Source organism: Kitasatospora sp. NPDC048722 (assembly GCF_040650235.1).
Classification (GTDB): Bacteria; Actinomycetota; Actinomycetes; order Streptomycetales; family Streptomycetaceae; genus Kitasatospora.
The window spans coordinates 1-11,382 of sequence record NZ_JBEZGX010000112.1; the positions used below are offsets into that span (position 1 = coordinate 1).

At 74.2% G+C, this 11,382-nt stretch carries 5 protein-coding genes and 2 pseudogenes; 6 read left to right on the top strand and 1 reads right to left on the bottom strand.

Annotated elements, in window-relative coordinates; all coding sequences use genetic code 11:
• Positions 1-15: 15 nt before the first annotated feature.
• From AB0C76_RS40290 to AB0C76_RS40300, 3 genes and pseudogenes are all read left to right on the top strand, one after another.
• Positions 16-6,165 (top strand): annotated as a pseudogene (locus AB0C76_RS40290) (SDR family NAD(P)-dependent oxidoreductase); the annotation flags it as partial.
• A gap of 335 nt (positions 6,166-6,500) precedes the next feature.
• On the top strand, positions 6,501-7,373 hold the full coding sequence (locus AB0C76_RS40295; protein WP_359975430.1) for a HemK/PrmC family methyltransferase: 873 nt from the start codon (positions 6,501-6,503) through the stop codon (positions 7,371-7,373).
• Positions 7,374-7,587: 214 nt separating this feature from the next.
• Entirely contained in the window at positions 7,588-8,892 is a 1,305-nt protein-coding gene (locus tag AB0C76_RS40300; protein WP_359975432.1) for an MFS transporter, read from the top strand.
• Here the strand turns inward: AB0C76_RS40300 and AB0C76_RS40305 are convergent, their stop codons facing one another.
• Positions 8,893-9,345, bottom strand: coding sequence for an ASCH domain-containing protein (locus AB0C76_RS40305; protein ID WP_359975435.1), 453 nt, complete (start codon positions 9,343-9,345; stop codon positions 8,893-8,895).
• A gap of 168 nt (positions 9,346-9,513) precedes the next feature.
• Here AB0C76_RS40305 and AB0C76_RS40310 point away from each other — a divergent pair.
• From AB0C76_RS40310 to AB0C76_RS40320, 3 genes and pseudogenes are all read left to right on the top strand, one after another.
• A pseudogene (locus AB0C76_RS40310) lies at positions 9,514-9,702 on the top strand (carbohydrate ABC transporter permease); the annotation flags it as partial.
• Between the two features lie 386 nt (positions 9,703-10,088).
• Positions 10,089-10,490 carry a nuclear transport factor 2 family protein gene (locus AB0C76_RS40315; RefSeq protein ID WP_359975438.1) on the top strand — a complete coding sequence of 134 codons (402 nt, stop codon included), beginning with the start codon at positions 10,089-10,091 and terminating at the stop codon, positions 10,488-10,490.
• Positions 10,487-11,281, top strand: a complete 795-nt coding sequence (locus AB0C76_RS40320; RefSeq protein WP_359975441.1) for an SGNH/GDSL hydrolase family protein — start codon at positions 10,487-10,489, stop codon at positions 11,279-11,281. The genes AB0C76_RS40315 and AB0C76_RS40320 overlap by 4 nt, the downstream gene beginning before the upstream one ends.
• Positions 11,282-11,382 lie beyond the last annotated feature (101 nt).

The window sequence follows — 11,382 nt, forward strand, 5'->3', positions numbered from 1 at the left end:
GGGGTGATCGTTGAGGCCTGTGACGTGGCCGACGAGGCCGCTGTCGCTGACCTGTTCGCCCGGCACGAGATCCGTGCCGTCGTCCACACGGCGGGTGTGCTCGACGACGGTGTGATCGGCTCGCTCACTCCCGAGCGGGTCTCCGCCGTCCTGCGTCCGAAGGCGGACGCGGCGTGGAACCTGCACCGGGCCGCCTCGAACGTCGAGACCTTCGTCCTCTTCTCCTCCGTCGCCGGTACGTTCGGCAGCGCGGGCCAGGGCGCCTACGCGGCGGGCAACGCCTACCTGGACGCCCTGGCGGTCCACCGCCGCGCCCTCGGCCTGCCGGCCGTCTCGCTCGCCTGGGGCCCGTGGTCGGACGTGGCGGGCATGACCGGCACGCTCACCGACGCCGAGCGGGAACGGATGACCCGTGCCGGCGTGCCGCCGCTCGACCCGGAGGACGGGCTGGCGCTGTTCGACGCGGTCGCCGCCGGCGCCGAGCCGGCCGTCCTGCCGGTCCGGCTCGACCTGGCCGCCCTGCGGGACCGGGGCGGCGTCCCCGCCCTGCTGCGCGGCCTGGTCCGGACCCCGGCGCGCCGGGCCGCCACGGCCCCCGCCGCGGTCGACCTGACCCGGCGGCTGTCGGGCCTGGGCGGCGACGAGCGGCGGGCGGCCGTCCTGGACCTGGTGCGTGACCAGATCGCGCTCGTGCTCGGCCACGAGGGCCGGTCGACGGTGGATCCGTCGCGGGCCTTCCAGGATCTCGGCTTCGACTCGCTGACGGCGGTCGAACTGCGCAACCGGCTGCGGACCGTGACCGGTCTCCAGCTTCCGGCCACCGTCGTGTTCGACTACCCGACCGCCCACGCGCTCGCCGGCTTCCTGCTGGAAGGCCTGTTCGGCGCTGCGGAGACCGTGGAGCTGCCGGCTGTCCTGCCCGTTCCGTCCGACGACCCGATCGTGCTCGTCGGGATGGCCTGCCGCTACCCGGGCGGCGTGGCGTCGCCGGAGGACCTGTGGCGTCTGGTGGCCGACGGCGTGGACGCGGTGTCGGATTTCCCGGCCGACCGCGGCTGGGACGTCGAGACGCTGTACAACCCGGACCCGGACCAGAGCGGCACCTCCTACACCCGGACAGGCGGATTCCTCCGGGAGGCGGCGGCGTTCGACGCGGCGTTCTTCGGGATGAGCCCGCGCGAGGCGCTGGCGACGGACGCGCAGCAGCGTCTGCTGCTGGAGACCTCGTGGGAGGCGTTCGAGCGGGCGGGCATCGACCCGGTGTCGCTGCGCGGCAGCCGGACGGGCGTCTTCGCCGGCGTGATGTACGCGGACTACGCGAACCTGCTCGGCGGCGGTGAGTTCGAGGGCCACCAGGGCAGCGGCAGCGCGGGCAGCGTGGCCTCGGGCCGCGTCTCGTACACGCTGGGCCTGGAAGGCCCCGCGGTGACGGTGGACACGGCCTGCTCGTCGTCCCTCGTCGCGATGCACCTCGCCGCGCAGGCCCTGCGCAGTGGCGAGTGCACGCTGGCCCTGGCCGGCGGTGTGACGGTGATGTCCACCCCGGCGACGTTCGTCGAGTTCTCCCGGCAGCGCGGCCTCGCCGCCGACGGCCGCAGCAAGGCCTTCGCCGAGGCGGCGGACGGCGTGGGCTGGGGCGAGGGCGTCGGCATGGTGGTGCTGGAACGCCTCTCGGACGCCCGCCGCAACGGCCACCGCGTCCTGGCGGTGCTGCGGGGGAGTGCCGTCAACCAGGACGGTGCGTCGAACGGCCTCACCGCCCCCAACGGTCCGTCGCAGCAGCGGGTGATCCGTCAGGCGCTGGCGAGCGCCGCGCTGTCGACCTCCGACGTGGACGCCGTCGAGGCGCACGGCACGGGCACCATGCTGGGCGACCCGATCGAGGCCCAGGCGCTCCTCGCCACCTACGGTCAGGACCGTGAACTCCCGCTGCTGCTGGGCTCGATCAAGTCGAACATCGGACATGCCCAGGCCGCGGCCGGTGTGGCCGGCGTGATCAAGATGGTGCTGGCGATGCAGCACGGCGTGCTGCCGAAGTCGCTGCACATCGACCAGCCCTCCACCCACGTGGACTGGACGGCCGGAGCCGTCGAACTGCTCACCGAGCGGACCGACTGGCCGGCCACCGGCCGCCCGCGCCGCGCGGGCGTGTCGTCCTTCGGGATCAGCGGCACCAACGCCCACGTGATCCTGGAACTGCCCGAGTCGGCGGAGCCGGACAAGGGGGCCGCGCCCGGCCTCGTGCCGTGGGTGGTGTCCGCCAAGTCGGAGGCGGCGCTGGACGCACAGCTCGCGCGGCTAGCGGAGGTTGGTGAACTCCCGGCTGCCGATGTGGCGTTCACGCTGGCTGAGCGGACGGCCTTCCCGCACCGAGCGGTGGTCGTCGACGGCGTGGAGGTGGCCCGAGGGATCGCGTCCGAAGGCCGGACGGCGTTCCTGTTCTCGGGGCAGGGGTCGCAGCGGTTGGGGATGGGGCGGGAGTTGTATGCCCGGTTCCCGGTGTTCGCGCGGGCTTTCGACGAGGTGGGTGCGGCGCTGGAGGTGCCGGTTCGGGATGTGGTGTGGGGTTCGGACGAGGAGCTGTTGAACCGGACGGAGTACGCGCAGGCGGGTCTGTTCGCCGTCGAGGTGGCGCTGTACCGTCTCGTCGAATCCCTCGGTGTGCGGGCGGAGTTCGTGGCCGGGCACTCGATCGGTGAGGTCGCTGCGGCGCACGTCGCGGGGGTGTTCAGCCTGGCTGACGCCAGCGCGCTGGTGACTGCGCGTGGCCGTCTGATGCAGGCGCTGCCGGCGGGCGGTGCGATGCTGGCGGTGCAGGCGGCGGAGGACGAAGTCCTGCCGCTGCTGGGCGAGTTCGTGTCGATCGCCGCGGTCAACGGCCCGACCTCCGTCGTCGTCTCCGGGACGGAGGAGGCCGTCGAGGCGATCGAGGCGCACTTCGCCGATCGCAAGACGACGCGGCTGCGCGTCTCGCACGCCTTCCACTCACCGCTGATGGACCCGATGCTGGAGGACTTCCGCGCGGTCCTCAACCGGCTGACGTACAGCGAGCCGTCGATCCCGGTGATCTCCAACCTGACCGGCTCCCTGGCCGAGGACCTCACGACGCCCGACTACTGGGTGCGCCACGTCCGCGAGGCCGTCCGCTTCGCCGACGGCATCCGGACCCTCCACGAAGCCGGCGTCACGCGCTACCTCGAACTCGGCCCCGACGCCGTCCTCACCGCCCTCACTGCGAGCGCCCTGCCCGAGGACGCCGACACCGTGGCCACCCCCGCGTTCCGCAAGGACCGCCCCGAGGAGGCGAGCCTCCTCCAGGCACTCGCGAGCCTGCACGTCCACGGCGCGACGGTCGAGTGGCGTGCGCTGCTCGCCGGAGCCGGCCGGCACCTCGCCGAGCTCCCGACCTACCCGTTCGAGCACCGGGACTACTGGCCGAGCGGCCTGCCCGCCGGCCGCGGCGCCGAGTCCGCCGGGCTCAGGAACGCCGAACACCCGCTGCTCACCGGATCGCTGGAGCTGGCGGACAGTGACGGCCTCCTGTTCACCGGCCGTCTGTCGGTGCGGTCCCACCCCTGGGCGGCGGACCACGTCGTCATGGGCTCGGTCCTGGTGCCGGGCACGGCACTGGTCGAGCTGGCCGTGCGCGCCGGTGACGAGGTCGGCTGCGACGTCGTCGAGGAACTGACGCTCGCGGCGCCGCTGGTCCTCCCGGGGACGGGAGCAGTCCAGCTCCAGGTCTCCGTCGGGACGCCGGACGACGGGGGCCGCCGGACGGTGAGTGTCCACTCCCGGCCCGGTTCCGGCGGCCCGCACCCGTGGACCCTGCACGCCAGCGGCGTCCTCGGCACGGGCGCGGCACCGGCGGCGTTCGACACCTCGGTGTGGCCGCCGGCCGACGCCGAGCAGGTCGACCTGACCGGCCTCTACGACGGCCTGGGGGAGTCCGGGTTCGGATACGGCCCGGCGTTCCAGGGCCTCCGGACGGTCTGGCGCCGGGGCGACGAGATCTTCGCGGACGTCGCCCTGCCCGAGGGCGTCGAGGGCGGCGCCTACGGCCTGCACCCGGCCCTGTTCGACGCCTGCCTGCACTCGCTCGCCGTGGGCGGCGGCCATGGGGCGAGCGGCTCCGGCGAGGTCGGAGCCGGGGTGCCGTTCGCGTGGGAGGACGTCGCGCTGCACGCCTCCGGGGCGTCCGCGCTCCGGGTCCGGCTGACGCCGTCGGCCTCCGGCGGGCTGGCGCTCGCCGCGGCCGACACGGAAGGCCGACCGGTGGCGTCGGTCGGCTCGCTCACCGTCCGGCCGATCGCCGCCGAGCAGCTCGGCGCGGCCGCCCGCCCGGCGGGCCACGACGCGCTCTTCCGCCTCGACTGGGTGCCGGTGCAGGCGCCCGCCGGCGCGGACGTGGCGTTCGCCGCCGTCGAGCCGGACGCACGGGCCCTGGCCGAACTCGCCGCGAGGCCCGACGTGCCGCCGGTGGTACTGGCCGAACTCCCCTCCGGCGGCGCCGAGTCGGTGCACGCCCTGGTGACGGCCGTCCTGGAGCTGGTCCGGACGTGGCTCGCACAGGACGCGTTCGCCGCCTCGCGGCTGGTCTTCGTCACGCGGGGCGCGGTGTCCGGCGCCGACCTGGCGGGTGCGGCGGCCTGGGGCCTCGTGCGCTCGGCGGCCTCGGAGGAGCCCGGGCGGTTCGGCCTGCTCGACCTGGCCACCGCCGAGACGGAGCTCCTGCCCGCCGCCCTCGCCGTCGACGAGCCGCAACTTCTGCTGAGCGGGGGCGAGTTGTTCGCCGCCCGCCTCGCGCGGGAGGAGCTCGCGGCCGAGGCCCCGAGCTGGCCCACCGAGGGCACGGTGCTGATCACCGGCGGCACGGGCGGCCTGGGCCGCCTGGTGGCCCGGCACCTCGCCGCCGAGCACGGCGTGCGGAGCCTGCTCCTCGTCAGCCGCAGCGGCGCCGCCGCCGACGGCGTGGCCGAACTGGTCGCCGAACTGGCCGACCTCGGCGCCGAGACGGCCGTCGAGGCCTGCGACGTCGCCGACGGGCCCGCCGTCACCGGCCTGTTCGCCCGCCACGACGTCCGCGCGGTGGTGCACACCGCGGGTGTCCTGGACGACGGGACGATCGGCTCGCTCACGCCCGAGCGCATCGGCGCCGTCCTGCGCCCGAAGGCGGACGCCGCGTGGAACCTCCACCGGGCCGCCGAAGGCGTCGAGGCCTTCGTCCTGTTCTCCTCGGCGGCGGGAACGCTCGGCAACCCCGGTCAGGGCAACTACGCGGCCGCCAACGCCTTCCTGGACGCACTCGCCCGCCACCGCCACTCCCTCGGCCTGCCCGCGGTCTCCCTGGCGTGGGGCCCGTGGACCGGCACCGGCGGAATGACCGGCACCCTCACCGAGGCCGAGGCCGAACGCCTGGCCCGGGCCGGCATGCCGCCGCTCACGCCGGATCTGGGCCTCGCCCTGTTCGACGCGACCACGGCCGGCACGGCGCCCGCCGTCCTGCCGCTGCGCCTCGACCCGGCCGCCCTGAGCCGCAGCGGCGGGATCCCGCCGCTCCTGCGGGGCCTGGTGCGGGTGCCGGTGCGGCGTGGCTCGGCCGCGGGTGCGGACGGCGGGACGGGCGGTGGCGCCGAGTTCGTGCGGCGGCTGTCCGAACTGCCGGGTGCCGAACGGCGCGAGGCGCTGCTGGAGGCGGTCCGCCGCCAGGTGGCCGCGGTCCTCGGCCACAGCGAGACCTCCGGCGTGGACCCGCAGCGGGCCTTCCAGGACCTCGGCCTCGACTCCCTGACGGCGGTCGAACTGCGCAACCGCCTGGGCGCGTTGGTGGCCCTGCGCCTCCCGGCCACCCTGGTCTTCGACCACCCGACGGTGGCGGAACTGGCCGACCACCTCTTCGACCGCCTCGGCCTGCGGCCCGAACCGACCGAGGGGTCGACCGCCCTGCTGGCCGAACTCGACCGCCTGGAGCAGGCGTTCGGCACGACGGAGGTCGACGCCTCGGACGACGAACTGTTCGCCCGGGTCACCGCCCGCCTGGAGGTCCTGCGCACGAAGTGGCTCGCCTCCCGGACCGCCGCCTCCGAAGCCGACGCCTTCGACTTCGAGTCGGCGTCCGACGACGAGATGTTCGACCTCCTGGACAACGAACTGGGCCTTTCCGACTGACCCCCGTCCCGAGACGTCGTGGGAGTCCGAACCCCGGGCTCCCACGACGTCCTGCTTGCGGAATCACCGGGCAGGCGGCTGCCTCCGAGAGGGCCTGGGCCGACCACTGCGCGAGCCGTGGGGCCCTGATCGAGCTCACGCGATCGAGTCCGAGGGCACGCAGATGACGTCTCCTCGGCAGGGGAATGGCAGGCGTGCCAGACCGGCCGTCGACGCCCAACCGTCCAACCATCCTTCCGGGCAACAGTTTTGGGCGCTCACCTAGCCACCGTGGTCCCACAGTTGGCGGTAGCGTGCGGCGGTGGGCGCCGTGCGGTGGGTCCGGGAGGCTACGGATGGGGACGACGATGCTCGGGGAACTGCTCGACGAGGCCGTGCTGGTACTGGGGAAGGGCGCGGCGGGGACGGATGCACGGAGGGAGGCGGAGGAGCTGGCCGCGCGGGTGCTCGGAGCGGAGCCGGGCGGGCTGGATCCGCGGCGGGAGCTCGACGGGAGATCGGTGCGGCGGCTGCGGGACCTGGTCGGCCGGAGAGCCGGCGGTGTGCCGCTCGGCCACCTGACCGGGCGGGCCGTGTTCGGGGGGTTGGAACTCCTCGTCGGGCCCGGTGTGTTCGTGCCGCGGGTGCACAGCGAGCTCGTGCTGGCGGCGGGCCTGGAGTCCGTCGCCGGGACGGCGGCGCCCACGGTGGTCGACCTGTGTGCCGGCTCCGGCGCGATCGGGCTGGCCCTCGCCCACGCGCGGCCGGACGCCCGCGTGCACGCGGTCGAGTTCGATCCGGTCGCCGCGGACTTCGCCCGCCGCAACGCGGCCCGTCGCGCCGCGCTCGGGGACACCGAGGTGACCGTCCACGAGGGCCCGGCGGACCGGGCTGGCACGCTCACCGGCCTGGCGGCCGGAGCCGACCTGGTGCTCGCGAACCCGCCGTTCATGCCGGACGCGGCCGACGTGCCGGACGAGTTCGGCCGCTACCAGCCCCGCCAGGCCGTGTTCGGCGGCGCCGACGGCCTGCGGGTGGTGCGGCAGGTGGTGGAGGCGGCAGCCGCGATGCTGCGGCCGGGCGGCGCACTGGTGGTCGAGCACGGGCACCTGCACGGCGCGACGGTGCCGGCGCTGCTGCGGGAGTCCGGTCGCTTCGCCGAGGTGACGTGCCGCCCGGACCAGGACGGCTGGCCGCTGTACTCCTCGGCCGTCCGCACCGCCGCCTGAGAACGCCAACGGCCGGGTGCCTCCCGCACTGTGCGCGCACAGTGCGGGAGGCACCCGGCCTCTCTCGGCTTCATGATCTGCTACCTTCGCACGCATGTCCCTCCTCTGTGCGTAGAAGCCGGCGCCGCTGCGTTCCACCGGACGCGGCTCTTCGCTGCCCACGTACAGGCGAGCGCCCCACTGAGCGGCGCCGACTCTCCCGAGGAACATGCTCATGTCTTCGTCCTTCACGGCACCGTCGTACGCGGCCGTGCTGCGAACCCCCCATGCCCGCCGCACGTTCGGTGCGGCACTGCTGGGCCGCCTTTCGTACGGAATGGTCTCTCTGGCACTGGTCCTGGCTGTCCGACGGGCCACCGACTCCTACGCCGCGGCCGGCGGCGTCATGGCGGTGTTCGGGATCACCAGTGTCTTTCTCTCTCCCGTCCGTGCCGCTCTGGTGGACCGGCACGGTCCGCGCCGTGTGCTGCCGGTCATGGCCGCCGTCTACGCGGCGCTGCTGACCGGGTTGGCGCTGGCGACCGCGTGGTCGGGAGCGTCGGCGGTCGTGCTGGGCGTCCTCGCCGGAGCCGCCGGGGCCGCCACGCCACCGCTCGGTCCGGTGATGAGGTCGTTGTGGAGCGCCCTCATCCCTGATCGGGGGCTGCTGCAGCGCGCGTACAGCCTGGACGGGGTGGCCGAGGAGCTCCTGTTCGTCACCGGCCCGCTGCTGGTGGGCGTGCTGGTGAAGGTGGCCGTGCCCTCGGTGGGTCTCGCGGTGAGCGCCGCCCTCGCGTTGACGGGGGCACTCGCGCTGGCCACCTCCCCGGCGGTTCGCGGCTGGGCGGCCCGGGGGACGGCGGCCGCCGCGCCGTCGAAGGACCTCGGGACGACCGGAGGGCCGGGCGGCCGTCCCGGGCTGGGGCAGGCGATCGCCGTCGCGGCGGGCGTCGGCATGGCCTTGGGGGCTCTGGATCTCCTGGTGATCGCCTTCGCCGACGAACGGGACGCTTCCGCGGTGGTGCCGTGGGTCCTGGCGGCGCTGTCCGCGGGCAGCGCCGTCGGCGGTCTCGTCTACGGCGCCGTCCCGTGGCGCAGCTCCAGCAGGCACCGCCTGTCGGCGCTCGCGGTCGCACTGGGGCTCGTCCTGGCGGTGACCGGTCTCTCGCCCCACCCCTACGTGCTCGTCGTCTGCGCCGCACTGGGCGGACTGTTCGTGGCCCCGGCCGTCACGACGGCGTATCTGATCGCCGACGAGTGCGCCCGCCCGGGCGCGCACACCAAGGCGGGCGCATGGGTGAACACGGCCCTCAACGCCGGCTCGTCGTCGGCGACGGCCGGCGCCGGGCTGCTGGTGGGGCGCCTTCCCCTGCCCATGTGCTTCGCCCTGGCCGCGGCCCCCGTCGTCCTGTCCGCCGCGACCGGGCTGCGCGGCCTGCGCCACTCCACCCTCCCGGCCCCGATCGGCGGGAAGCCGACGGAAAGCCCTGAAGCCGAGCAGCAGTGCCGCAATCACGACGTGGGGCGCAGTGGTGGCTGATCAAGACGGGCCGTGCAGGCGGGTTGCCACGTGAAAGCGTTCCAGAACCACCGGAGTGGTGTCGTGCACGGTGAAGCCAGGGTCCCCGAGGGCATCTCGCATGTCCGTGCTGTGCCAGAACTCCTCGTGGTCCGCCCGCCACTCCTCCACCGTGTCGTGGCCCTCGCCCTCGTCCCGCGCGTGGCTGATGCCCACTTCGCCCAGCGGCACCACCCGCACATCCGTCACCTCGGTGATCGCCACCGGGCGATCAGCGGAGTCGACCACGGCCGAACGCCGACCGACACACGGAAGCGGCTCCCCGTGCAGCTCGTAGTCGGCGAGCAGTGCGGTGGTCGCGGTCTTCGACCCGTCGAGGATCGCGGCGACAAGCCGGTCGCGGAGGGGGCCCGGAAAGGCGAACGCGGCCTTGGGCAGAACCTCGGGGTCCATGTCCTGGGGGTCGATGCTCATACGGCGACCCCAACGACTCAAGGGGTGATGATCGTCAATCGCGAACGTGCGGTCCGGGAAGCGTTGCACAGTACGAACCCCACGCGGAGATCCGTATGGACCATCGGGACGTCGACACGGCCTTGGCAGAGTCGCTGAGGGTACTGGGACCGCTCGCCGACGAGGCGGGGGCTTCTCTTCCCGCTGATCCTGCCCCAGAGCCCCGACAAACGCGAGTTGCCCCTGTTCGTGTGGAGCTTCCAGGGCGAGTTCACCATCAACGTCCCCGCCATCCTCGAAGCCGTGATCCTGTCCACCCTCCCGATCCTCGCCCTCTACGTCCTCGGCCGCCGCCAGTTGATCGGCGGCCTCACCGCCCTCGGCAACCAGCGGCCGCCAGCGACGGTCCGCTACGGGAAGCGCGGCCGGCCGCGCATCAGCGACCGGCAGGGCGCATAGCAGCCGGGGTGAGGCGCCGTTCCGGAAAGGAGGGGGTTTCGTGGGATCGCTGCCCCCTGTGCCCCGGGTACGAGCCCTGTACCGGTCGGCTGCGGGGTCGGCCGACGATCCCGCTACGGGTCGTGGCCGCCCGTACGTCGATGTTCCGGCCGGTGACCCGGCGGCCCTCGTCGGAGACCGGGGTCGGCCCGGAACGCCCTGGCGCCCTCGCGACCGCCCAGTTCGGTGCATCCTCGACATCGCCCGGATCGCGCGACTAGGCTCGCGCACAGCAGCTATTCAATTTGTTGACTATGGAGACCGCCGTGCACCCCTTCCGCGCAGCCGTCGAGGCCGGCGACCACGATGCCATCGAGGCCCTCCTGGCCGAGGACGTCGTCTTCACCAGCCCCGTCGTCTTCAAGCCCTACCCGGGCAAGGCCATGACCGCCGCGATCCTGCGCGGTGCCGGACGGGTCTTCGAGGACTTCCACTACGTCCGGGAGATCAACGACGGCGGCGGCCGTGACCACGCGTTCGTCTTCAAGGCCACCGTCGATGGCCGCGAGGTGCACGGCTGCGACTTCCTCCACGTCGACGAGGACGGCCTGATTGACGAGTTGACGGTGATGGTCCGCCCCCTCTCCGGCGCGCAGGCGCTCGCCGCCGCGATGGGCGCGCAGTTCGAGCGGATCACCGCCGAGGCACTGGGCGCGTCCGCGGCATGATCGCGACCACGGGCTTCCGCCGCTACGTCGCGGTCGGCGACAGCCAGACGGAGGGCCTGGGTGACGGTGACGAGGCGGCCGGATGGCGCGGCTGGGCGGACCGACTGGCCGAGACGATCGCCGGGCACGAACCCGGCCTGCTCTACGCCAACCTCGCCGTGCGCGGCCGACTCGCCGGCCAGGTGCGGGCCGAACAGCTCGCCCCTGCCCTCGCGCTGCGACCGGACCTGGTCACCGTGGTCGCCGGGATGAATGACCTGATGCGGCCGGGCTTCGACGCGGGCGAGGTGGTGGCGGAGCTGGACGCGATGTTCGCCGCCTTCACGGCCACCGGGGCGCGGGTGCTCACCTTCACCTTCCCCGACATCGGCCGGATCGCGCCACTGGCCCGCGGGCTGCGTCCCCGGGTCCTGGACCTCAACGCGCGCATCCGGGCCACGGCCGACCACCAGGGAGTCGTGGTCGTCGACTTCTTCCCGCACGAGGTGACGACCGATCCGCGCATGTGGAGCGCGGACCGGCTGCACGCCAGCCCGCTCGGCCACGCCGGGATCGCCGCCGCGGCGGCCGAAGCGCTCGCGCTGCCCGGCAGTGACAGCGGGTGGGCCGAGCCGCTGCCATCGCTCCCGGCAGCGGGGCTCCGCCGGCGAGCCGCCCAGGAGGCCGCCTGGATCGGCGGCTTCCTCGGACCGTGGCTGATGCGCCGCCTTCGCGGGCGCTCCTCCGGCGACGGAAGGGTCGCGAAGCGCCCGGAACTGCGGTCCGTCGCGGCTCCCCGCCCGGCGCACTGAGCGGCCGCCCCCAAAGCCCGTCAGACCCCGCTCGGCGACGGTCTTGGCGGCGGCGATGCTCAGGACGCGCCCGTGGTAGCCGTCCGGGTGCGGCGGCCCGA